General features: G+C 53.2%; 24 protein-coding genes and 4 pseudogenes. 24 read left to right on the top strand and 4 right to left on the bottom strand.

Going from position 1 to position 23,593, the window contains the following annotated elements; all coding sequences use genetic code 11:
- Nucleotides 1-5: 5 nt before the first annotated feature.
- A complete protein-coding gene (locus PPOP_RS06080) occupies nucleotides 6-548 on the bottom strand; it encodes a hypothetical protein (protein ID WP_042227609.1) in 543 nt (180 codons plus the stop codon).
- A gap of 264 nt (nucleotides 549-812) precedes the next feature.
- On the opposite strand from PPOP_RS06080, the gene PPOP_RS20110 reads away from it, so the two are divergent.
- On the top strand, nucleotides 813-1,067 hold the full coding sequence (locus PPOP_RS20110; RefSeq protein ID WP_006285229.1) for a Blp family class II bacteriocin: 255 nt from the start codon (nucleotides 813-815) through the stop codon (nucleotides 1,065-1,067).
- A 564-nt stretch (nucleotides 1,068-1,631) separates the two neighbouring features.
- Here PPOP_RS20110 and PPOP_RS06075 read toward each other — a convergent pair.
- The 3 genes and pseudogenes from PPOP_RS06075 to PPOP_RS25770 form a co-directional block, all read right to left on the bottom strand.
- Nucleotides 1,632-2,387 (bottom strand): IS110 family transposase, encoded by a 756-nt coding sequence (locus PPOP_RS06075; RefSeq protein WP_006285228.1) that lies wholly within the window; start codon nucleotides 2,385-2,387, stop codon nucleotides 1,632-1,634.
- Between the two features lie 39 nt (nucleotides 2,388-2,426).
- Nucleotides 2,427-3,073 (bottom strand): annotated as a pseudogene (locus PPOP_RS06070) (IS66 family transposase); the annotation flags it as partial.
- Nucleotides 3,074-3,151: 78 nt separating this feature from the next.
- Nucleotides 3,152-3,250: pseudogene (locus PPOP_RS25770) on the bottom strand (transposase); the annotation flags it as partial.
- A gap of 387 nt (nucleotides 3,251-3,637) precedes the next feature.
- Here PPOP_RS25770 and PPOP_RS06065 point away from each other — a divergent pair.
- The 23 genes and pseudogenes from PPOP_RS06065 to PPOP_RS05950 all read left to right on the top strand — a co-directional run bounded on the left by PPOP_RS06065 (nucleotide 3,638) and on the right by PPOP_RS05950 (nucleotide 23,447).
- A complete protein-coding gene (locus PPOP_RS06065) occupies nucleotides 3,638-3,910 on the top strand; it encodes an HU family DNA-binding protein (RefSeq protein ID WP_006285226.1) in 273 nt (90 codons plus the stop codon).
- 169 nt (nucleotides 3,911-4,079) lie between these two features.
- The gene (gene mtrB, locus PPOP_RS06060; protein WP_006285225.1) at nucleotides 4,080-4,301 is read left to right on the top strand and encodes a trp RNA-binding attenuation protein MtrB; all 222 of its coding nucleotides are present in this window, start codon (nucleotides 4,080-4,082) and stop codon (nucleotides 4,299-4,301) included.
- A 194-nt stretch (nucleotides 4,302-4,495) separates the two neighbouring features.
- Nucleotides 4,496-5,044, top strand: coding sequence for a hypothetical protein (locus PPOP_RS06055; protein WP_006285222.1), 549 nt, complete (start codon nucleotides 4,496-4,498; stop codon nucleotides 5,042-5,044).
- A gap of 124 nt (nucleotides 5,045-5,168) precedes the next feature.
- Nucleotides 5,169-6,038: a heptaprenyl diphosphate synthase component 1 gene (locus PPOP_RS06050; protein WP_006285220.1), complete on the top strand. Its 870-nt coding sequence runs from the start codon at nucleotides 5,169-5,171 to the stop codon at nucleotides 6,036-6,038.
- Between the two features lie 38 nt (nucleotides 6,039-6,076).
- Nucleotides 6,077-6,814: a demethylmenaquinone methyltransferase gene (locus PPOP_RS06045; protein WP_006285219.1), complete on the top strand. Its 738-nt coding sequence runs from the start codon at nucleotides 6,077-6,079 to the stop codon at nucleotides 6,812-6,814.
- A complete protein-coding gene (locus tag PPOP_RS06040; RefSeq protein WP_006285218.1) occupies nucleotides 6,807-7,679 on the top strand; it encodes a UbiA-like polyprenyltransferase in 873 nt (290 codons plus the stop codon). Before PPOP_RS06045 ends, PPOP_RS06040 begins: the two co-directional genes overlap by 8 nt.
- Nucleotides 7,676-8,305: a UbiX family flavin prenyltransferase gene (locus PPOP_RS06035; protein ID WP_006285217.1), complete on the top strand. Its 630-nt coding sequence runs from the start codon at nucleotides 7,676-7,678 to the stop codon at nucleotides 8,303-8,305. Before PPOP_RS06040 ends, PPOP_RS06035 begins: the two co-directional genes overlap by 4 nt.
- Nucleotides 8,277-9,146: a menaquinone biosynthesis protein gene (locus PPOP_RS06030; protein WP_006285216.1), complete on the top strand. Its 870-nt coding sequence runs from the start codon at nucleotides 8,277-8,279 to the stop codon at nucleotides 9,144-9,146. Before PPOP_RS06035 ends, PPOP_RS06030 begins: the two co-directional genes overlap by 29 nt.
- Nucleotides 9,147-9,154: 8 nt before the next feature.
- Nucleotides 9,155-10,129: a polyprenyl synthetase family protein gene (locus tag PPOP_RS06025; RefSeq protein WP_042227607.1), complete on the top strand. Its 975-nt coding sequence runs from the start codon at nucleotides 9,155-9,157 to the stop codon at nucleotides 10,127-10,129.
- Nucleotides 10,130-10,220: 91 nt separating this feature from the next.
- On the top strand, nucleotides 10,221-10,664 hold the full coding sequence (ndk, locus tag PPOP_RS06020; RefSeq protein ID WP_006285214.1) for a nucleoside-diphosphate kinase: 444 nt from the start codon (nucleotides 10,221-10,223) through the stop codon (nucleotides 10,662-10,664).
- A 168-nt stretch (nucleotides 10,665-10,832) separates the two neighbouring features.
- Nucleotides 10,833-11,714, top strand: coding sequence for a CheR family methyltransferase (locus PPOP_RS06015; RefSeq protein ID WP_006285213.1), 882 nt, complete (start codon nucleotides 10,833-10,835; stop codon nucleotides 11,712-11,714).
- 89 nt (nucleotides 11,715-11,803) lie between these two features.
- Nucleotides 11,804-11,989, top strand: a complete 186-nt coding sequence (locus PPOP_RS06010; RefSeq protein ID WP_006285212.1) for a hypothetical protein — start codon at nucleotides 11,804-11,806, stop codon at nucleotides 11,987-11,989.
- A gap of 213 nt (nucleotides 11,990-12,202) precedes the next feature.
- A complete protein-coding gene (aroC, locus tag PPOP_RS06005; RefSeq protein ID WP_006285211.1) occupies nucleotides 12,203-13,372 on the top strand; it encodes a chorismate synthase in 1,170 nt (389 codons plus the stop codon).
- A gap of 11 nt (nucleotides 13,373-13,383) precedes the next feature.
- The gene (gene aroB, locus PPOP_RS06000; RefSeq protein WP_006285210.1) at nucleotides 13,384-14,505 is read left to right on the top strand and encodes a 3-dehydroquinate synthase; all 1,122 of its coding nucleotides are present in this window, start codon (nucleotides 13,384-13,386) and stop codon (nucleotides 14,503-14,505) included.
- A gap of 2 nt (nucleotides 14,506-14,507) precedes the next feature.
- Complete coding sequence (aroH, locus tag PPOP_RS05995; protein WP_006285209.1) at nucleotides 14,508-14,876, top strand: chorismate mutase; 369 nt, start codon at nucleotides 14,508-14,510, stop codon at nucleotides 14,874-14,876.
- Between the two features lie 414 nt (nucleotides 14,877-15,290).
- Nucleotides 15,291-16,939, top strand: a pseudogene (gene trpE / locus PPOP_RS20105) (anthranilate synthase component I).
- Nucleotides 16,936-17,991, top strand: a complete 1,056-nt coding sequence (trpD, locus tag PPOP_RS05980) for an anthranilate phosphoribosyltransferase (RefSeq protein ID WP_006285206.1) — start codon at nucleotides 16,936-16,938, stop codon at nucleotides 17,989-17,991. The pseudogene trpE and the gene trpD overlap by 4 nt, the downstream one beginning before the upstream one ends.
- Nucleotides 17,981-18,784, top strand: a complete 804-nt coding sequence (gene trpC, locus PPOP_RS05975; protein ID WP_006285205.1) for an indole-3-glycerol phosphate synthase TrpC — start codon at nucleotides 17,981-17,983, stop codon at nucleotides 18,782-18,784. Before trpD ends, trpC begins: the two co-directional genes overlap by 11 nt.
- Before the next feature lie 19 nt (nucleotides 18,785-18,803).
- Entirely contained in the window at nucleotides 18,804-19,580 is a 777-nt protein-coding gene (locus PPOP_RS05970) for a phosphoribosylanthranilate isomerase (protein WP_006285204.1), read from the top strand.
- A pseudogene (locus tag PPOP_RS05965) lies at nucleotides 19,531-19,980 on the top strand (pyridoxal-phosphate dependent enzyme); the annotation flags it as partial. The gene PPOP_RS05970 and the pseudogene PPOP_RS05965, both read left to right, overlap by 50 nt.
- Before the next feature lie 103 nt (nucleotides 19,981-20,083).
- The gene (hisC, locus tag PPOP_RS05960; RefSeq protein WP_006285202.1) at nucleotides 20,084-21,181 is read left to right on the top strand and encodes a histidinol-phosphate transaminase; all 1,098 of its coding nucleotides are present in this window, start codon (nucleotides 20,084-20,086) and stop codon (nucleotides 21,179-21,181) included.
- A complete protein-coding gene (locus tag PPOP_RS05955; protein ID WP_006285201.1) occupies nucleotides 21,178-22,272 on the top strand; it encodes a prephenate dehydrogenase in 1,095 nt (364 codons plus the stop codon). Before hisC ends, PPOP_RS05955 begins: the two co-directional genes overlap by 4 nt.
- 857 nt (nucleotides 22,273-23,129) lie before the next feature.
- A complete protein-coding gene (locus PPOP_RS05950) occupies nucleotides 23,130-23,447 on the top strand; it encodes a hypothetical protein (RefSeq protein WP_006285200.1) in 318 nt (105 codons plus the stop codon).
- The last annotated feature ends 146 nt before the right edge of the window (nucleotides 23,448-23,593 follow it).

The raw sequence follows: 23,593 nt of genomic DNA, 5'->3' as shown, positions 1-23,593 counted from the left end.
ATCCTTTACTGGTCTCTTAATTCCCAGTAGTAACGAACAGCTTGCAATACAACCAGATTCATGCACCAGCTATACGTTTTCGTGAAAGAATTTTTGAGCCAACATAAAAACGGCAATTTCTTGGCATAAGGATGGGCGCAATGCGTATCGTCCAGATTAATCACATCCCCTTCCTGGAGTGCAGTATCCGAATCTTGTTGGAGTCTGGCAACCCGTTTTTTGCCGAAGGTTCGCCAGACAAAGGGCGTGATGAAGAAGCGACTAAGTGTGTACTGAGCCAATTTGTATGGTTTGAACATGAACTGGAGCAGTGCATCTTTGGTGGCTAAGTCAGCGACTTGATTGACGGACGAACAGCCTGAGACAAGCCCGATGACGTATAAGAAGCAGATCATCCATGATGGAGCGCCGCTACGTTTGAAGATCCCCGATTGTGTGAGAAGCAGGGAGAAGTCAAATTGATCCCAGAGTGTACGAAGGATGGGCGCACCTGCACATTCACCTTGAGAAAGCTTGCGGAAACGGGGTTGTTCAAGGGTTTGTTTCAATGAAATCACCTGTAATCGCTAAAGGTATACCTCGATATGAGAAAAAGGTATTCTCCGCAATTATCGTGGTAATTATAAAAAGTCAAGAATATTTTTGGTTGTTTTTTTATAATTTTATGACTTTTTCGGTTTACCCTCAGTTGGATTGAACTGCATAAGTCATGTGTTCAAGTAAATATCCTATATAGGATATTTACTTGTTTACATGCTTGAAGTAGTATTGGGAATGTAAGGACGCATTCACTATTATAAGGAGGAATTAACATGAGTAGATTTGTAGAGCTTAATCGTAATGAACTGGAACAAGTTGATGGTGGTGGATTTAGTTGGGAAGGTTTAGGCAAATGCGTTGCAGGTACAGCAGGTGGAGTAGTTGCTGGAGGAACTTCAGGATTCCTTGCAGGAGTATCAGCAGGTAGAGCAGGAGGTCCTCAAGCAACGGCAGCTGGTGGAACAATAGGAGGAGTTGGCGGAGCAATCGGTGGAGGCCTCACTGGGGCTGCTGCTTCTTGTTTTTGAAATTTAGTAAATTTGTTTTAAAATATGCAGATATTAGTATACTAAATTTTTGTGTGTTGTTATTAGTCTTAGCTTTTTGGATATTACTTCATTTTTTGTTGGATATGAGTTTTTACATTTCTGCTCCGTTTACTATATGTTTGGTTATAGCGGACATTTGCTATTTAATAGCTCTTGTAAAGAAAAGAAAAAAAGACCTCTGAACTCGTCGAGGCCACTGAAAAAGTCCATCTCATGTTAAAGGTACAGCCCCTCAAGAAAATTGAGGCAACTGTACTTTTTTGCTTACAATGAAAGCATCATGGAAAGCGGGTGAGCGAGATGATTCGTCAACAACAAACCTTGGTTCTGAGTCCTTATGCGGCATTGTATGACATCGTCGTGCCGAAGGACAACATGCTCCATCAAATTATGAACTGGTGGACTGTACATTTTTGTACGAAAATGACTCCTTGCACGAAGTAGCAGGATGTGGTTCTTTGCACTGATGTAGAAGGATTCTGTAAAATGGCGCAAAAAGACACCCCCTATAAATTATTTAACTAATATATGGTATATCAGGGTTTATCCAACATCCCCTAACTCTTGAAGCTCCACTTTGTACCCTAGTTGTTTGATCTTGTGTACCCAGTAGTTGATGTCCTTTTCTTTTTTCGGTAAATCATCTGGGCCGAGTTCTTCATAGGGCACACCCGTCCGCAGCATAATAAAGATGATGCGAAGCATCAGGTGAGCCAGTGCCATATTGGCTTTTTTCGGCCTTCGTCGCTTGACCAAGCGGTAATAAAAGGCGGATAGTCGTGTGTTTTTTGTTTTGGCAGCAGCCCAAGCAGCCTGGCATAGTACGGACTTTAAGCCTTTATTCCCTTTACGGGTTCGTGTCCTTTTTTTACCGGCGCTTTCGTTATTCCCTGGGCTCAATCCTCCCCAAGAAGCAAGGTGCCCTTCCGACGGAAATACCGACATGTCGGGTCCGATTTCCGAAAGGATGCTCGCCGCGGCATCCTTATTGATTCCCGGAATCGTATCCAGCAGTTCGATTTCCTTCTGGTAAGGGCGAAGCAGGTCTTCGATTTCCGCTTCCAAAGTTATCATTTCTTTTTCCAAATACTCCAGATGGTCGTAATGCCTGCGGATCATCTTGCGATGGTGGGCTCGCACACGTCCGTTTAAGGAATCAACCAACTGCGGCACTTTTTTCTTGACTTGGGTTTTGACCATCGCTTTCACGTCTGCTGGCTCTAGCACAACGCCGTTCATCACTGACTCTAATAAAGCGCGGCCCGAAACACCGAATACATCGCTAAGATAAGTGGTCAACTTGATGTTCCCATCCTGGAGGATTTTGTGAATACGGTTCGATGACCATGGCATGAACGGAGCGAATGCCTCAGACTTTTGCAAGTCGGTAAGTTGCGGCAGCTGTTCGAAATAGCTACGTGAGATACCGGAAGGGATGCAGCCCGTTTTCTTTGGCTGTTTCGATCACGCTGTACATCGCTGCGCTGGCCGCCGCTCCTCGTGGAGTATTCGCAAACCAGCCCATTTTTGCGCCCGATACCAAACGGCTTGATCGAACGTTCACTGCGGTTGTTATCGATCTCAAGTATGCCATCTTTCAGCAAAGCGCTCAGCTTCTCCCACGGATTCAGGCTATAGGCAATCGCCTTGCCCAGCAGACTTTTGGGCATGGTTCGGGATTTCTGCTGGTGCAGCCAGGCATAGTACGGACGGCTTCGCTCTGCCCGCAACTTGTGACGTCCCTCCGGCGGGGCCTCCTTCAGCTCGCGTTCAATGCAATACGCCAGCCCCTGCGCTGCGACCGTGTCTGGATTGCCTCTGGCTTCCGGCGCTGCTTTCAGCGCTTCGTCATACTTGCGCCGCGCACCCACCAGCGTCACATCCTTCACCTTGTGATAACCGGCATAGCCATCTACGTGCAGATAGCCGTTGAAGCCGGCAAGGAAGTTTCGCGGTCTCGTCCGTCGATAGTCATAGATGACCACGGATCTGCGTCGCGACCGGTTCAATATAACTACAGATACGAGGTGGCTTCCGCCATTTTCCAAAAGCGAACCGCTAACTTAGAATGTTCTTGGCTTCATTGCGGCCCATGCCGCATCGTATAAAGCTGTTTTCACATGCGGTTTACCTTTGCGTGTTCGTGTACTTTTTTTACCAGCGCTCGCCTTCGGCTTCCATTCACGTCATTAAGACCAATAAATCCCGTTCCATTAGGGCAGGGTCGAACCACCACAATGAGCTAGGTCTTTCTGTCCAATCGCAGTATTACTCCCAATAGAATCGAATCAGCCGCGCTAAACCCTACTATTATGCTGGGGATGCGGTGAGTGAAAAACCATGATTGTTTTTATTCTTTTGCAGGTCAGCGTTGATTTTACCCTCTTGCATTTGTGATAGTGATATATTACTATAAATTTGTTCCTCGACCATGAAAGACGGTAGAACCAAGCTGTATCTGACGTTTTTAGGGTTGATGATGTATATTTTCATAGGAAACAGTGAAAAAAAGGATAACAAGACATGTGTAATCGGGAGGTGAATTGAATATGAACAAATCCGAATTGATTACCGAGGTTGCAGAGTCCACGGAATTGTCTAAGAAAGATGTGTCGAAAGTGGTAGACGCCGTCTTCGAAGCCATTTCGAGCGCGTTGCAGAACGGTGACAAGGTCCAATTGGTCGGCTTCGGCAACTTTGAAGTACGCGAACGCTCCGCCCGCAAAGGACGGAACCCGCAAACGGGTGAAGAAATCGAAATTCCTGCGAGCAAGATCCCTGCGTTCAAACCGGGTAAAGCACTTAAAGATGGCATCAAATAAGTGAATCTACATACTCTAGTGACCATGGGGAACGCGAGCGCAGTGAAGCCGTGACGGGATTCCGTCGCGGCTTTCTCTTGTGCGGGGAGACGTGCCTGTACGTTCGAGACAGGCTATGGGCAAGCGGCGCAACCATGTTATAGTATCGACAGTAAAGGAGGGAGTTCTGTTGGAGAACCAGACCGACTATATCGTTATCAAGGCGAAGGATCAAGGCGTTCAAGTATTCGGGTTGACCCGGGGCCAGGATACCCGCTTCCATCATATCGAGAAGCTGGACAAGAACGAAGTGCTGATTGCGCAGTTCACCGATCATACGTCTGCGGTCAAGGTGCGCGGCAAGGCCGTTATTCTGACGAAGCATGGTGAGCTGCATACCGATACGGATTAAGGCGAGTTGCTCCGGAAGATTCGGGGTGTTTTTTTGCGATCCGTTAATGCCTGCGGCTGGTCTGCGGCGGAATGGAGTCATATCCCGCGCAGTTTCACTGTATGATGAGGTATGGACATCCTGTTATGGGTCCAGACTGGAATAAGGGATTCACAGCGGATGCCTTCAACATGAACAGTAGGGGAGCGGGTATAATGAACCGGGTTCAACGATGGCAGCAGGCCATGCTGACGGCGATGGCGACCGTCATGCTGACGGCGGGGCTTGGCTGGCTGTCCGCTGTGCACCGTACGGACGGGAACAAGCCGCAGGAGGCGGCTGCCGTAACGGCATTACCGCAGACGGTCTCCGTTACCGAGTCGCGGCTGGTCGACTATTTATCGCATATTCCGTTGCAGCTCAGGCTGAGTCGGGCGGCTTGGAACGGAGACGGGCTGACCATTGACATGAAGGTCGCCTCCACCATCACGAGGCCGGATGCGATCAATCATGACATCTATGAGCTGCTGCATCACAGCTTCACCCGAACGGACAATGTGAATCGGATGCTGCTGCGGATCGTCATACAGGACGAGCGCTTGAAGAAAAATTATGTTTTGCTGTCGCTGGACGCGCACAAGCAGGAAGCGACACCGGAACGGTTGAAGGCCATCCGTGAGCGCATTGTTACACCGGATACGGAACAGGCGCTTCGCTTTATTTATACGCCGCTTTGGGATCGGACTTTTCCCGGAGATAGATAGGAGACATGCCTGGTTCGGCGGCACAACAAGAAAATATGCCCGATCATATGGAACCTGTGATATAATGATTTAGATTGCGACATCCCGCCAGGATGACTAACCGCGTATTGTCGGAGGACTCATAATGGAAGTAAATCACATTTCGCAATTGGCAAAACGGTACATAGAACATGACATGATACAGGCGTACACTGACCTGCCTGCGTTCCCACACACGCGGGTGGAGCTGATGTTCGCCTTTTTAAACCGCAGCAAGAAGGGGGCGGAGCACAGCGAACTGATTGCACTGGTGACTTCGCTCGTGCAAGTGGGTCTTGACACCCACGACATGATTGAGATGGCGACCATGGATGAGGGCGATCGCAATCTGCGTTCCCGGCAGCTTAAAGTGCTGGCGGGAGATTATTTCAGCAGCCGCTTCTATCACCTGCTCGCGCATGCGGGACAAATCGATGCCATCCGGGCGTTGAGCCAGGCGGTCTGCGCTGTCAATCAACTCAAGGTGGCCACGATCGAGAAGATGAAGCTGTGGGCGATGACGGCGGAGGAATATTTGCGCGTTTGCGTCTCTCTGCGAAAGACGCTGTTCCAATCGTTCAACCATCGTATGGCTGCCCAGGACGTAAGCTTCTGGGAGCAACTGCTCGACCAGATCGCCGAGCTGGAAGTGATGAATCAGGAGCGGGAACGCTCCGAGCAGTTCCAGTGCTTCGAAGGCAGCTGGTCTTATTGGCATGTATGGCAACAAGGCACGGAAGAAGAGAGAAGAAAGATGAAGCAACGCGCCTACGACAACGCGTTCTGGAGCGCGATGATGGCGAAGTATGAAGTAAGGCAGCAGTTGGCGTACCAGATTCGGGTCATTCAGGACAAGCTGCAGACCATTATGTCCGCGATGTCGCTGGACGCCGGAACGACAGGACAGGTCGTCCAATTGCTTCGCCCGCTCGTTCTGACGTCTTCTCCGACGAATGCTGCGGCTCAACGCAGCTAACTTACCGGATTGAGGTGAAGGGCAAGGTGAGGCATAACATGGAGACGCACTCGCCAAAGACGGGGAAGTCCAAAGAAAAATATGTTCATGATGTGTTCGAGAATATTGCTTATCAATACGATATCATGAATGATATTCTGAGCTTCCGGCGTCATAAAGTGTGGCGAAATTATACGATGCGCCGGATGAATGTTCAGCCCGGAGAGACCGCGCTCGACTTGTGCTGCGGGACTTGCGACTGGACGATCCAGCTGGCGCAGGCGAGCCGCACCGGACAGATGATCGGCTTGGACTTCAGTCCGAAGATGCTGTCTGTCGGGCGACGCAAGATAGAAAAATTGGGATTGCAGGAGCAGATCCGGCTTGTCGAAGGCAACGCAATGGATCTCCCTTTCCCAGATGACAGCTTCGATTATGTGACGATCGGCTTCGGGCTCCGCAATGTTCCAGACTATGATCAGGTGATTCGGGAGATGCATAGAGTGGTTAAGCCCGGGGGACGGGTCGTATGTCTGGAGTTGAGCAAGCCGACTTGGCAGCCGTTCAAAGGGCTGTACTATTTTTATTTCCAACGGCTGCTTCCGATACTGGGGAAATGGATTGCCAAGCGCTACGAGCAGTACAAATGGCTGCCGGAATCGTTAGCTTCGTTCCCGGGCCACGAGGAACTGGCCGACATGTTCCGCGCCGCTGGACTGGAGCAAGTGGAGGCGAAGCCGCTGACGGGAGGAATATCCGCGCTGCATATCGGCACGAAGGGGATTGGACATGTATAAAAAAGTGCGTATTTTCCTGGAAATGATCAAAATCGAACATACGTTATTCGCGCTTCCGTTTGCGTTCATGGGCGCTATCCTCGGCGCCATGGTCATGGATAACCGCTTCCCTATGCTAGCTGAATGGGGATGGATTCTGATGGCCATGGTCGGAGCACGAAGCGCGGCGATGGCCTTGAACCGGCTCATTGATGCCGCCATCGACACCAAAAATCCACGTACGGCCAACCGCGCCATTCCGGCTGGTCTGCTCAAGGCAGGAGAAGTGATCCTATTCACAGCCGTATCGTTCGGACTGCTGTTCTGGGCAGCCGCCAATTTGCAGCCGCTGGCTGTTTATTTATTGCCTATTGCCGTCTTTTTGCTTGTATTTTATTCATACACGAAGCGATTTACGTGGTTGTGCCACTTTATTCTCGGCTTAACGGTCGCTCTTGCCCCGCTAGGGGGATGGGTTGCGGTAACGAATGAGGTTAACTGGACTTCTATTAGTTTTTATTTAACGGTGGCTTGCTGGACGACGGGCTTTGATGTCATCTACGCATGCCAGGATTACGAATTCGATCGCAAGGAAGGATTGAAATCGATTCCCACCCGGTTCGGCATTGCGAAGGCATTGATGATTGCGCGTGGGTTTCACATTGTTACCGCGATCGGCTTCCTCTTGCTGCTGCTCGTCACTCAATTGAGTTGGTGGTATATTGTCGGGATCGTGATTGCTTCCGGCTTGCTCATTTATGAGCATTTGCTGGTCAAGCCGTATGATTTGAGCCGGACGAACACTGCATTCTTTACGCTTAACGGCATTTTGAGCATTGTCGTATTCGTCTTCACTTTACTGGATTTGGTGGTGCTGAGCTTATGACAGTAGAGAACAAACGTTATGTCGTTGGTATTACCGGGGCGAGTGGGGCGATTTACGGCATCCGGCTTGCGGAATGCCTGCTGCAAGCCGGCTGCATCGTGCATTTACTCGTCACGGATGCCGGATGGCGGGTGCTGAAGGAAGAGCTGGGTTGGGAAGTCAACCGGCGCCAGGAGGCCATCGAGCGGGCGTTCAGGGAACAAGCCGACCGCATCGTGTACCATCCGATCCAGGATATTGGGGCCAGCATCGCCAGCGGATCTTACCGCGTTCAAGGGATGATCATCATGCCTTGCTCCATGGGGACGCTGTCATCCTTGGCCCACGGCTCCTCGGACAACCTGATGGGGCGGGCTGCTGACGTGATGATGAAGGAAGGTCGCCCGCTCATCGTCGTGCCGCGCGAGACGCCGGTGCATGCGATCCATCTGGAAAATATGCTCCAGCTGGCACATATGGGCGTGCGCATCATACCGGCGATGCCGGCGTTCTATTATCATCCGAAGACGTTGGATGATATCGTGAACTTCCTGGTTGGGAAGGTGCTGGACACGCTCGATATCAGGCATCAATTGTTCAGAAGGTGGGGGGGAGCTGATGGTACTGCAGCAAGACACGAACAATAACCCGTCCCATATTCGTATCGGCCGTATCGATTTTACGAACGTTTGGCCGATCTTTTATCATTTTCAGCCGAAGAACACCCGGGCTGTATTGGAGTTGATCCCTGCCGTTCCTGCCGGGTTGAATCAAGCGATGCGTGAAGGCAGGATTGATATGGGACCGATTTCGGCGTTTGCTTACGGCATTTCCTCCGAGCAATATACGCTGTTCCCGAATTTGTCGGTCAGTGCGCACGGTCGTGTCAATTCCATCTTTCTCTTTTTGAAGAAACCGCTGGATGAAGCACTCCGGGGCAAAATCGCATTGTCGACAACGTCGGCTACGTCAACCAACCTGTTCAAGATTATCGCCGCGAAGTTCTATCATGCCCGCCCGGACTACATTCCGATGGATCCGGATCTAGACGCGATGATGGCTGAAGCGGACGGCGCCGTTCTTATCGGCGATCATGCCATTCGGGCTTCCTGGAATAACCCCGGATATGAAGTGATCGATCTCGGAGAGCAGTGGCGCCAATGCACAGGACATTGGATGACCTTCGCGGTATGGGCTGTCAACCGGGACGTTATTCGCCAGCATGGCGATGATATCAAGATTATTATGGAGGCGTTCGAAGCCAGCAAGCAAAAGAGCCTTCTCGATCCGCGCCCGCTGGCTCAGGAGGCCGTACGCGCGATCGGTGGTACGGTCGACTATTGGATGAATTATTTTACTAATTTAAATTATGATTTCGATCGTCCGCAGCAGGAAGGGCTTCAATGCTATTTCCAATACGCGTACGAGTTAGGGCTTATTGATCATGAAGTTCGGCTTGAACTTTGGTCGGAAAATACGGTTGGTTAGGTGAAGTCATGAAATTGTGGGACATTTATGCGACAATGAAGCAGGATGTATCGTATATCGAGGAGCAATTGGAACGTTCGATCGCGAACGATCTCCGGACACTGAATGATGCTTCGCTGCAGCTGCTTAAGGCAGGAGGCAAGCGCATCCGCCCGGTCTTCGTTCTCTTGGCCGGCAAATTCGGAACCTATGATCTGGAGAGGCTCAAATATGTAGCCGTCCCTCTGGAACTGATTCATATGGCCTCGCTCGTTCACGATGATGTGATCGACGATGCCGATATGCGGCGGGGACAGTTGACAGTCAAAGCAAAATGGGACAACCGAGTGGCTATGTATACCGGAGATTACATTTATGGGCTGGCACTGGTTCTTGCCACTGAGCTGCAGGACCCGCAAATTCACTTCATTCTGTCGAAAGCAATGGTTCAAATGTGCATCGGGGAAATGGAGCAGATTCGAGATTTCTTCAATACGTCCCAATCCGAGCGACAGTATCTGCTGCGAATCCGCCGCAAGACCGCGCTTCTTATCGCGATCAGTTGTCAGTTGGGAGCGATCGCTTCCGGGGCTTCGGCCGCCATCGGCCGCCAGCTGTACCGGTTCGGCTACAATGTCGGGATGGCGTTCCAGATTCGCGATGACGTGCTGGATTTGACCGGCACCGAAGCGCAGTTGGGGAAGCCTCCGGGCAATGACATCCGGCAGGGCAATTTGACGCTGCCTGTCATTTATGCATTGGAAGAGACAGGCCGTCGTCAGGCGCTGCTGTGCGACATTGAACGCATCCGGTACTTGAACGGACATACGGATGTTTCTTCGATTTTACATCATATTCGGGAGAGCGCCGGCATCCGGCGTGCGGAGCAGCTCGCTGAACGCTACATCAACAAAGCGATTCATGCCCTGGAGCAGCTGCCTGATATACGCGCGCGCAAAAACTTGCAGGATATCGCCTATTTTATTGCCAATCGATCCCACTAATCCGAATTTCAAAAAGTCAAGGTGCGAAATGATGATATTTTTGATATACTTGGTTCGCTGGACTACTTCAGATGAATTGAGGAGTGAATCTATGGAACGCACATTCATCATGGTCAAACCTGACGGCGTGCAAAGAGGGCTCATCGGGGACATCGTAAGCCGCTTTGAACGCAAAGGATGGAAGCTTGCATCTGGGAAATTAATGATGATTACGCGCGAACAAGCCGAACGCCATTATGTCGAACATGCAAAAAAGGCTTTTTTTGGTGAATTAGTTGATTTCATTACTTCTGGTCCTGTGTTCGCCATGATTTGGGAAGGTGATGAAATTATCAGCTTGTCGCGCTTGATGATTGGCAAGACGAAGGTAGGAGAGGCGCAGCCGGGCACGATTCGCGGCGATTATGCGTCCCACACCCCGTTCAATCTGGTGCACGGCTCCGATTCGCAAGAAAGCGCTGCCAGAGAGATCGCGAATCTGTTCGCCGACAGCGATATCTTGAGCTATGATCGAATACTGGAGAGCTGGATCTGAGTCATCGCCCGAAATTCGATGATTCGCCTGTATTTCAGGACTAATATTAATAAAAGAGCTTACACAAAGCAGGAAAAGCAAGGGGACATGGCGAATAAGATACTGTTCAGCCGTATTCTTTGTTATTATGAATAACGGCACTCATGATGAAGTGGTGGAGAGTGAATAATGATGCATCAATCGAAGCGGCAGCCTGCCCTATCGTCCGCTCCTTTCGGTCAATCGATAACCGAAAGCGGAGCCTCTTCCGCAGCAGCGGGGCATGAGGATGAGGATTACCAGTATTTCATGGTGGAGATTAAGCGCCTGACGGGCATTGATCTTCTGCAGTACAAGGAAGCGCAAATGAAGCGGCGGTTGATAACGCTGCGCGCGAAGAACGGATACAAGACATTCCGCAGCTTTTTCGAGGCGATCCGGCAGAACCCGGATTTGCTGGATGATTTTTTGGATCGGATGACAATTAATGTCTCCGAATTTTGGCGCAACCCGAATCGTTGGGTCACGCTGAGAGACAGCGTGCTGCCGGCGTTGGCAGCCAATACGAAGCAACTGCGCTGCTGGAGCGCTGCCTGCTCTACCGGAGAGGAGCCGTACACGCTGGCCATGATCTTGAATGAGTTGGGCCTGCTGCAGCGCTCTCAGATTACCGCTACCGATCTTGATGAGAACGTCTTGGTGAAGGCGAAGGAAGCATGCTACGTAGAGCGAGCGCTGAAGGATGTGCCGGATCTGTACCGGCGGAAATATTTCCAACAGGGTCCAGAAGAATACCGGATTATCGAGTCATTGAAGAGCGCGATTCGGTTCCGCAAGCAGAATCTGCTGGAGGACGAGTTCGACACCTCGCTTGACCTGATCATTTGCCGCAATGTCACGATTTATTTCACGGAAGACGCCAAATCTCAGGTGTACAACAAATTCGCCAATGCGCTCAAACCGGGCGGGGTTCTTTTTGTGGGAAGCACGGAACAGATTTTCAATCCGGGTCAATACGGGCTGGAGACGATAGAGACGTTCTTTTACCGTAAAATGACATCTAGCGTATAATCCGCATCCCTTCTTCCGATACTAGAGTTGCAAAGTCGGAATGAGCATCCTCTAGGATGACTACGAGGACGGAGGGAAGATGAACGATCATGGACAAGAGAACGGTCATTGCGGCTTACCAGCGAGGAGAATTAACCATCCACGAATGCGCCCAAATTATTGGGGTGGAAGTGACATTGAAAAACTGGCTCCCACTGTTGGAGGAGAAGGAACGGTCGGGAACAGCTTCTGCGGATTTGCGGGCGGCCTCGCAGCGCGCATCTGTCTGGAGATAGCGGATCGTAAGGTCTGTTCCGGTTCTTGGCGCCTGTTGCTAGGTAGTGGCGCGGCGGTACATATGCGCATAGTACATGACACGCTTTTGGGGGCATAGCGCCTTCAGAGCGTGTTTTTGTTTTCTTGTCAAACGTTGCCTCCTATACTATAATGAGCAAAAGAGTTAAGGATTTTAGTCATTTACAGCAATACAGCTTAAAGGGGGAGCAACGGTGAGTCTACGTTATTTGACAGCAGGAGAGACCCACGGACCGCAATTGACCGCCATCGTTGAAGGGATGCCCAGCAACCTGGCAATTGACTTTGAACAGTTGAACTTTCAACTTCAACGCCGACAGAAAGGGTATGGCCGCGGACGGCGCATGCAAATCGAGACGGATACGGCCGCAATCGTCGGCGGGGTGCGTCATGGTTATACTACCGGAGCTCCTATTGCGTTGGTCGTCGAGAATAAAGACTGGAAGCATTGGCGAAATATTATGAACGTGGGGCCGATGGAGGGCTCGGACGAGGAAAAGCGCCGGGTCCATCGTCCCCGTCCAGGACATGCGGATCTGAACGGCGGCTTGAAGTATCAATTGACCGATCTGCGCAACGTGCTGGAGCGCTCCAGTGCGCGAGAGACTGCGGCCCGCGTTGCGGTAGGCGCCGTCGCCCGCCAGCTGCTGGAAGCGTTCGGCATTAAGGTAGGCGGACAAGTTGTCCGCATCGGGGAGATCGAAGCGCCACCGCATTCTCTCCCGCTGGATGAGATGATTGAACGGACCGAGCAGTCTTCGGTTCGGGTCGTCGATTCCGCTACGGAGCAGGCAATGGAGGCCTATATCGATACGATTAAGGCAGAGGGCGACTCGATCGGCGGCGTCGTGGAGTGTATCGTCGAAGGTGTCCCTGTCGGATTGGGAAGCCATGTGCAATATGATCGCAAGCTGGACGGGCGCATCGCGCAGGCGGTCATGTCCATCAACGCGTTCAAAGGCGTCGAGATCGGCATCGGCTTCGAAGCCGGACGACTGCGCGGGTCGCAGGTGCATGATGAGATCATCTATGTCGAAGAGAAGGGATATACGCGTGCTTCCAACCGGCTCGGCGGCTTCGAGGGCGGCATGACGAACGGGATGCCGATCATCGTTCGCGGCGTGATGAAGCCGATTCCGACCTTATATAAGCCGCTGCGAAGCGTGGATATCGATACGAAGGAGGCTTTTACGGCCCAAGTGGAGCGTTCCGACGCATGTGCCGTCCCTGCAGCGAGCGTCGTATTGGAGCATGTCGTCGCTTGGGAGGTCGCCAAGGCATTCCTGGAGAAATTCGGCGGAGATTCGATAGATGAGATTCGCGCCAACTACGAGCAATACTTCCAGCAAGTGGCCCGGTACTAGGAGGGAGTGTCATGGAAAATAAGGAAGCGAAGCAACCCGTAGAGCTGAGAGTCGATGTTGGCGAACGCTCCTACCCAATCTGGATTGGGAACGGACTGCTGGACCGGCTTGGCGAGGCGAGCCGGCAGGCGGGCATCCCTGCGGGAAGCCCGGTTCTCGTCATTACCGATGAGCATGTGGGCCGGCGTTTTTTGCATCGCGCCGAGCAATCGCTGCACGCGGCCGGATACCGTGCCGCGTCGCTTACCGTGCCGTCAGGGGAGCAATCGAAGTCGCTGGCCGTCTTCGAGGACTGCGTCCGCGCCGCACTGGAGGCGGGCTGTGATCGCATGTCGACGATCGTCGCACTGGGCGGTGGCGTCGTCGGCGATCTGGCCGGCTTCGTGGCGGCCTCGTATATGCGCGGCATCCGGTTCATCCAAGTGCCGACAACGATTCTGGCGCACGATAGCAGTGTCGGCGGCAAAGTTGCGGTGAATCATCCGCTGGCCAAAAACATTATCGGCGCCTTCCATCAGCCGGAGTTCGTGCTCTATGATACGGCGACCCTGCAATCGCTGCCTGATCGGGATGTGCGTTCCGGTCTGGCGGAGATGGTGAAGCATGGCTTAATCTGGGATGCCGGCTTCGTCGATTGGTGCGCGGCAAATGCCGGGAAGCTGCTGGCCAAGGATGAGGAAACATTGGCCTATGGCTTGGCGCAAGGCTGCGCCGTCAAGACCGCCGTCGTTGCCCAGGACGAGCGGGAGAACGGATTGCGGGCGATTCTGAATCTGGGCCATACGATCGGCCATGCCCTGGAAGCAGTTGCCGGCTATGGCGAGCTGCTCCATGGCGAAGCGATCGCGATCGGAATGGTCGGCTCGGCCCGTCTGGCGGAGCAGATGGGAGCGGCAGCCGATGTCGCCGTGCGGACGGAAGCGTTGATGCGTCAATTCGGACTGCCAGTATCGATTCCTGCCGGTTATTCGACCGAGGCGATTCTGGATGCGATGATGCATGATAAGAAGTTCAAGGAGGGCCGGACGGTATTCGTGCTGCCGACCGCTATTGGCAAGGTGGAGGTCCGACACGATGTGCCGATCGAATGGGTTCGGAACATCATCGAAGAGTTGAAAGGGGAGACAACATAAGCATGTATGCAAGGGGAATACGTGGAGCGACCACCGTCCAGCGCAATGATGCGGTTGAAATACGGCGTGAGACGGCCGTCTTGCTTGAACATATCGTGGCAGTGAATCAGGTCGTTCCCGAGGACATCGTCAGCATATGGATTACGATGACCCTGGATCTGAACGCTTCCTTCCCGGCACAGGCCATACGCCTGATGCCGGGCTGGGAGTGGGTGCCGTTAATGTGCGCTGTGGAGGTGCCCGTCGCGGGCAGCTTGCCACGGTGCATTCGCTTGATGATTACCGTCAATACAGACAAATCGCAGCGGGAAATACGTCACGTGTACTTGAACGAGGCTTCCCGGTTGCGTCCGGACTTAGCTACTTCATAGCGGAGAAGCGTCCCTGGAAATAAGCGTTCCCGTACGTAAGGTAGTGACGGAGATGCCGTCTGTCCCTGTTCGGGTGTTGACGCATCTTTTATTTGCGGGTATGATGTGAAGAAGCATAGTTGAGTAGAGTTGAGTTGAGATGAGATTGAGTTGAGTAGAGTTGAGTCGAGCTGAGAGATGGATACGTCATAAGCAGATGCCATTGCCAGAGGTGTAGGGCCTCCCTTTCTTTTCCGAGCAACAACCGGGGGCATTTGGTGAATATTACCTTTATTTGGCGATCCATCCATTGAAATCCCTGAGCTTGCTCATCCACAATGACATGATCGAATCAACGGACCTCTACCTTGCGGTAGAGGTTTTTTTGTTTCTTGCTCCCACCCGAATTACCCGAATTTGAAAGGAGTGGATGTCATGCATCCTCATGTGGATGAAGTATCGCGATTATCCCGCACTTATCCCGTTATTCCGGTCTCCGAGACCATTACGGGGGATACAGAGACCCCGATACGATTGTTTCAAAGGTTGGAGCATGAGCCTTATGCTTTTTTGCTGGAAAGTGTAGAGGGCGGAGTTCAATGGGCCCGCTACTCCTTTATCGGCACGGATCCCTTTCTAATATTGCAGGGTAAGAACGGCAAGCTGCGCATGACCGAACGGGATGCCGTCACCGAGATCCACGAGCGTCCGCTAGCGGCTGTGAAGAAGCTGCTGCGCAAGTACAAAAGTCCGACCCTGGTGGGCATGCCGCCGCTGACAGGCGGGGCTGTCGGATTTTTCGGATATGATCTGGTGCAGCAATATGAGCGTCTTCCGCGCCATCGGCGGGATGACTTGATGATGAATGATATTCAATTCATGTTCTGCGATCAATTGATCGTCTTCGACCATGTCAAGCAGCAGATGCAATTTATCGTCAATCTCCATCTGGAGCGGGACGACACGGAGGAGCATATCCGGGCGCAATACGCGCGGCGAAGGAGAAGCTGAGACGGCTGCAGGAGAAGCTGCTGGCTGCTCCGGCCACCGAACAACAGAGAGGCCGCTACCTACCGGCAGGAGCTGCCTTCAAGCTGAAGGCGTACCGTTCGAATGAGACGCGGGCGTCCTTTATGGATAAGGTGGAGCGGGCAAGGGACTATATTCGCGGCGGCGACATCTTTCAAGTCGTCCTCTCGCAGCGATTTGAGTGGCAGACGACGGCCGACCCGCTTGATGTGTACCGGGTTCTGCGGATGACGAATCCTTCCCCATACATGTACATTCTGAAAATGGACGACGAAACGCTTGTTGGAACCTCTCCCGCGGCGCTTGTCCGGGTCAACGGCGAGCGGGTGGAGACGAGGCCAATCGCCGGCACCCGGCCGCGCGGGCGGACGGAAGAAGAGGATCTGGCGCTGGAGGAAGAGCTGTTGAAGGATGAGAAGGAGCGGGCCGAGCATGTGATGCTGGTCGACCTCCGGCGCAACGATCTCGGCCGGGTATGCGAATTTGGCACAATCCGCTGCGATACGTATATGGGCATAGAGCGCTACTCGCATGTGATGCACATCGTATCGAACGTATCCGGAACGCTGCGCCGGGACAAAGATTTTTTCGACAGCTTACGGTCCTGTCTGCCGGCAGGCACGGTCTCCGGCGCTCCGAAGCTGCGCGCGATGGAGATTATCGCAGAGCTGGAGCAAGAAGCGCGCGGAGCGTACGCCGGTGCCATCGGTTACTTGGGCTTTAACGGCAATATGGACACCTGCAATACGATTCGGACGATTATTTTCAAGGGCGGCACCGCCTATGTTCAGGCCGGCGCTGGCATTGTATGGGACTCGGTTCCCGAGCAGGAATACGAAGAGACGGTCAACAAGGCGAAGGCGCTGCTGCTGGCCATTCAGACGGCGGAGGAGATATTCGAATGCAGGGAAGCGGCTGCATCCACCGATGCGCCGAAGGGAGGCTGTCCATCCGCTAAGGCCGCGGAGCCGGCCGCGCTTCCGATCAATGGGGACGATTACGCGGCCGTCCAACTGGGCAAGAAGCTTATGGCAGAAAGGAGCGTATCGCAATGAGTACTCACACGGTTCTAGACAGCGTCTTGACGAAACAAGCGCTGGCCCTTGTACTGTCCGGCGGGCATCTGAGCCGCGAAGAAGCGCGGGAGGTGATGTCCGATGTGATGGACGGCCATGCCTCGGCCGCCCAGATCGGCGCTTTGCTGGCCTGCTTGCGTATGAAGGGCGAGACGGTGGACGAAATTGTCGGATTCGCCGAGGCGATGCGCAGCCGTGCCCGTCACGTCATCACCGCGCAGGATCGGCTGCTTGATACGTGCGGGACCGGCGGTTCCGGCATCCACAAGCTGAACATTTCTACGGTGTCGGCGATTATCGCGGCCTCCGCCTTCGTGCGGGTCGCGAAGCACGGCAACCGCTCCGCCTCCAGCCGCTCGGGCAGCGCCGATGTGCTGGAGGCGCTCGGCATCAATATCTATCTGACGAGCAACCAGGCCGCGGAATGCCTGGACCGCGTCGGCATCTGCTTCATGTTCGCGCAGGTGTTCCACCCCGCGATGAGAAATGCCGCGGCGCCGCGCCGGGAACTGGGCGTGCGCACGGTGTTCAATAGGCTTGGCCCGCTGACCAATCCGGCGGGAGCGGATCGCCAGGTGCTGGGCATCTATGACTGCAGCCGCACCGAGACGATCGCGGCGGTACTTCGCGAGCTGGGACTGAAGCGGGCGCTCGTCGTCGCGAGCGAAGACGGCCTCGACGAGGTCAGCCTGTCCGCTCCGACCCGGATTAGCGAGCTGAAGGATGGTGAGCTAAGAACGTATGGCATCACGCCGGAGCAGCTCGGGCTGCAGACGCAGCCGCTGTCCAGCGTGCTGGGCGGCGATGCCGCGACGAACGCGAGCATTATCCACCGCATTCTGCACGGGGAGCAGGGACCGTATCGCGACATCGTGCTTGCGAATGCCGGGGCCTGCATCTACGTGGCCGGCCAGGCGGAGAGCATCGCCGAAGGCGTCCGCATCGCGGCTGATGCGATGGATAGCGGACAGACGCTCCGCAAGCTGGAGCAATGGAGAGAAGCGACAGGAGGATGGAGTCATGTTTCTTGATCGAATGGTGGAGACGAAGCGGCAGGAGGTGGCAGCGCTGGCTGCGGCGCTGAACCGCCGGGAGGTGAAGCGGGGCATCGCGCAGTTGCCGCCGTGTCACTCGCTGATAAGCGCGCTGACGGCGAAGAAACGGCGCTCCGTCGGTTTGATTGCGGAAGTGAAGAAGGCATCGCCTTCCAAAGGGGTGATCCGCCAAGATTTCGATCCGGAGGCTATCGTCCGCGGTTATGAGGCCGCTGGGGCCGATGCGTTATCGGTACTGACGGATCGCATTTATTTTCAAGGCGGCAACGATATTTTGCGCGCGGTGCGAAGCCGGACGGAGCTGCCAGTGCTGCGCAAGGAATTCATCATCGATGAGTTGCAGTTGCAAGAAGCCCGTCTCATCGGCGCCGATGCCGTGTTGCTTATCGCGGCGATATTGAACGACAACGAGCTGGCGCGGCTAAACCGCTGCGCATTCGATCTCGGCATGGAGACGCTGATTGAAGTTCATGATGAGCAGGAGCTCCAGCGGGTACTGGCGCTCGACGATGCGCCGCTCATCGGGATTAACAATCGGAATCTGCATACGTTTGTAACGGATCTGGAGCAGAGCGAACGGCTGCGCGCCCTCGTACCGGCCGATCGAACGCTAGTCAGCGAGAGCGGTATCCATAAGCCGGAGCATATGAACCGGCTGGCGGATAGGGGAGTCGACGCCGCGCTCGTCGGCGAGCATCTGATGCGGCAGCCAGACGTGGAAGCGGCTGTAGAACAATTGATGAGCGGTCTGCCGCGGGTCGCGGTATGACGGAAGGAGCGCGAGTGTCATGCCGGGAGTGAGTGAGGAAACGGGGATAAAGCGGTACGGGGGCGGCCATGAACGGCCGCCGAGCGTCAAAATATGCGGGCTGACCGGGCTGAAGATGGCGCGGGAGATCGTAGCGGCCGAGCCGGATTGCATCGGGTTCGTGTTCGCGGCAAGCCGGAGGCGCGTACCGCCTGCAGATGTGCGCGGCTGGTTGGCCCGCCTGCAGGAAGAGGGCGTGAGGCTTCCGCTCACGGTTGGGGTGTTCGCCCGTCCGCAACGGGAAGAAGTGGACGAGGTGCTGGCGGAGGTGCCCCTCGATGCGGTGCAGTTGATCGCTGACCACGATCCGTACCTTCCGGCCTGGCTGAAGAGCCGGCATGAGGTTCAGGTCTGGCTGACGGTGCCGATTGCCGGCCCGGAGCAGGGCGGGAACCGGGCGGCTATGGTGGAACCGATGCTGCGCTGTATGCGGCATTCCATCGACGCCATGCTGTTGGATACGCATGATCCGTCACAGGGAGGCGGCTCCGGGCGCACCTTCGATTGGACCGTAATTGCGGACTATCGTTCGCTTGCCGGGGAGATCGGCCTCCCCCTTTATGTGGCGGGCGGCTTGAATTCGGACAATGTGGGGAGGCTGCTTATCGGCAGCCGCATCGATGGGGTAGACGTATCAAGCGGGGTCGAGACCGACGGGAGAAAAGATATTCGTAAAGTAACCGCATTTATCGAAAGGGTGAGAGCATATGGAACAGACACAGACACAGACGAAGGGAACGGTGGGGGAACTGCCTGACGCCTATGGCCGCTTCGGCGACTTCGGCGGCAGATACGTGCCAGAGACCTTGATGAAGGCGCTTCTCGAGCTGGAAGAAGCTTATCAGCAATATACGAAGGAGCCGGAGTTCCAGGCGGAGCTTATCCAGCTTCTGTGGGAATATTCCGGTAGACCGACCTCGCTCTATTTTGCAGAGCGGTTAAGCGAGACGCTGGGCGGAGCCAAAATTTATCTGAAACGGGAAGACCTCAATCATACCGGCGCTCACAAAATCAACAACACGATCGGCCAGGCGCTGCTTGCCAAGCGGATGGGCAAGAAGAAGGTCATCGCCGAGACGGGAGCGGGGCAGCATGGCGTAGCGACGGCGACCGTAGCGGCTTTGCTCGACATGGAATGCAAGGTGTTCATGGGGGAAGTCCACTATGGAAGATGGGATTTTGCAAATATGCGATTTTGTGCGACAATTAAGAAATTAACGCTTTGCTGCGACTTCCTATGTAAGGAAAGGTGGTAACCGGATGCAATCGAAGAGCAGTATTGTACATCTCCCTGTCTATCAACCGGGGAAATCGATCGATGAGGTGAGGCGGGAACTGGGGTTGGACCGCATCATTAAGCTGGCGTCCAACGAGAACCCGTTCGGATGCTCCCCTCATGCCAAGGAAGCGATGAGACAAGAAATTGAAAATACTAGCCTCTATCCAGACGGGGCTGCTGTGGCGCTGACTGCCGCGATAGCCGAGAAGTTCAAAGTCGATACGAATCAAATCGTGTTCGGGACCGGCTCGGACGAAGTGATTCTGATGCTGTGCCGGGCGTTCTTAGTGGCGGGCGACGAGCAGATTACCGCTGATCAGACCTTCCCACAATACAAGCATAACGGGGATATTGAAGGCGCAGTTACCGTTGAAGTTCCACTGAAGGAAGGGACGCATCATCTGGATGCGATGCTCGCAGCCGTCACGGAGCGAACGAAGCTGATCTGGATCTGCAACCCGAATAATCCGACGGGGACGATTATCGGCCGCCCCGAATGGGAGCGGTTCATGGAGCGCGTCCCGGAGCGCGTGCTCGTCGCGCTGGACGAAGCATACTGCGAGTATGTGACAGATGAGTCATTCCCTGACGGTGTTGAATATTTGCCTCAATATAAGAACTTGATCACGCTGCGGACGTTCTCCAAAATCCATGGGCTGGCCTCGCTCCGAATTGGATATGGCATCGGGCATCCGGACGTCATCCGCCTAATCAATCAGGTTCGCGAGCCGTTCAATACGTCGCGCTTTGCTCAAGCGGCCGCCCTGGCTTCTGTTCAGGATCAGGCATTCATTGAGGAGTGCCGCCGTCTGAACGCGGAAGGAATCCGCTATGTGCAGGAACAATTCGCAAGGCTGCAATTGCCCAGTTTCCCGGCCCATGGCAACTTCATTATGGTGGACGTTGGCTATCCGGCGCAGGAGGTGTTCGAGACGCTCATGCACAAAGGAATTATTACGCGGGCAGGCCATAAAAAGTATCCGACACATATCCGGATCACGATTGGATCCTGCGAACAGAATGAAGCGATGATCGAAGCGTTGGAAGCGACGTTGGCGCAATTCAAGGTGGGCATATGAGCACGAGAATCGCGATTGTGGGCGTAGGATTGATTGGCGGTTCGCTCGCCCTGTGCTTCAAGAATAACCCCGGGCTTCATGTCGTCGGGTACTCGCCAAATCCTTCTTCAACAGAAAAGTATGTCAAGCGCGGGGTCGTCGATGAAGCCACGACCTCGCTACAGGACGCGGTGCAGGATGCGGACTATATTTTTGTCTGCTCTCCGGTCGGTATGCTGGAATCGATGCTTAGAAGCCTTCATCAGTTGGATGTGAAGACAGGCTGCATCGTAACTGATGTCGGGAGCACGAAGGCGTCGATTGCTCGCTGCGCCCGCGAGCTGTCGTGGAGCGGGGTGCACTTTATCGGCGGGCATCCGATGGCCGGATCGGAGCGTTCCGGCGTGGAGGCGGCTTCGACGTTGCTGTTCGAGAACGCTTATTATGTCTTGACCCCGGATGAGGATGTCGATGAGGAGGCGTACAGCAGGCTGGTTTCCTTGCTTCGCTGCACGAAAGCCCATATGATTCGAATGAATCCGGAGGAGCATGATGCGGTCGTGGGCGCCATCAGCCATCTTCCGCATATCGTTGCTGTCGCATTGGTCAATCAAGTTCAACAATACAATGAGGACAATCGTATCCATGAGGTGCTGGTCGCCGGCGGGTTCCGCGATATTACGCGCATTGCTTCGAGCGATCCGGTGATTTGGAGGGATATTTTGTTATATAATCGGGATATCCTTCTCCAACTGCTTCATGACTGGAAAGCGAATATGGAGCAATTCATAAATCTGTTGCAGCAGCGGGACGGCGAAGGGATTATGCGCCAATTCGCGAAGGCGGGCGAGTTTCGCAGCCGGATGCCGGAGCGGCGCAAAGGCGTGCTGATCGGGCTCCACGATTTGTACATGGATGTCCCGGACACGCCAGGCATTATCGGGAAAATCGCTACCGAGCTCGGCACGCATCAGATTAATTTGAGCAATCTTCAAATTCTTGAGAGTCGCGAAGACGTGCCGGGCGTTCTCCGCTTGTCCTTCCGCCAGCAGGAGGATGCGGATCGGGCCAATGAGCTGCTGACCGGGATCGGGTTCCAGGTTTATGTGTGAAGGGACTGGCCCGTATTCTTTTTGCGGTTTGGAACGGGCCATCTGCGGTTTTGGATTCCTTGGTTGCCAGCCTTCCCGCTATGCGAAGCACAATTTCGGCAACTGCAGGACCCACTTTACGGATTCGGCGATGGAACAAATATTTATGGGAAAAAGTCCTGATTTGCGGTGTTGCGGAAAACTGTGAATTAATGTAAATAATTTTAGTAAACCTATTGACAAAATGAAAACGGATACAATATAATGAAGTCACAGTATGGTTTCTCTCCACTCCTATCCAACTTATGCGTAAATTACGCATAGCTGCCTTTTTTGGCAGCTATTTTTTTACTTAGTAAAAGAATATGCCGCACCTGTTCTTTTTTTGTGAAGTGGATTTGATTTCAAATATTTCACCCCATCTAAATTTTACGGAAGCAGTTACATCGGGGACGATCTCTGCAACAATCAGTTCCCTTGCCTAATGAGTCCAAATGGAGCAGGCCCGCCGTTCCATCTTCCTTTTTCAGCGTTCGTCTTTTTGTTTTCCATCGTTACTTCGCTAAGATTATCCGAGTAATATTCGTTGAAGTCCACAAGAATACTGGCCTATTATTTTTCAGATATTCAAACGCACTCATTAAATCAGGACGTTTGGTGTAAGGAATCCTGAAGCCAGAGTAGTCAATATCCTTGAACACTGCGACCAATTCTAATTCATTAAAGTCACAATATTGCTGGATTTTTATAAGCTGCGTTTGTTCAGAAATGTCTTCTTTATCTTTTCTTTCATCTTATTGTCGAATATATCCTATAGCTAAATGATTTGTTTTTTCCTTCCTTGTCAATATCGCTCGTAAATTTCCCAATTTCATCGGTTGGCTTCAGCGTCGCCTAATGTCAAAACACAAAATTTCCCCTATGATGTGATTGATGGGGAAGAACTCTATCCTTTACATTCTGCCGCAGTGGTTGAAAGAATTGCTGATCAGATCCCGGATGCGATTAAACCTTCCGTTACTATTGATTACGATCAGATTCCAGCTTCGTATTTTGAGAAAGTGAAGGCAGAATTGGGACTCCGCTCGGTAGATCCGGAAGAAGCTTTGCAGCATGAACGTAAACTGTTGACAACTTTGGATCAAGAGGGCTCTTTTTTTATTTTAAAAAAGCGGAGGGATTTATTTGAAAATTAAAGATATTCAAAATGAATTGTCAGTACACCGGCAAGATCAGGAGCTTGCAGGATGTTTATGGCAAACTAAAAGTGCTAAGAATAGCAGCATAAAAATGCCTAGTTAAATTGCATTTTTACTAGAAAAAGAAAGAGGCACTTGCCAGC

The sequence above is a fragment of the Paenibacillus popilliae ATCC 14706 genome, from assembly GCF_000315235.1.
GTDB classification, from domain to species: Bacteria; Bacillota; Bacilli; order Paenibacillales; family Paenibacillaceae; genus Paenibacillus_B; species Paenibacillus_B popilliae.
The sequence above is the reverse complement of the archived record's forward strand: the minus strand, read 5'-3'. Positions and strand labels throughout refer to the sequence as shown.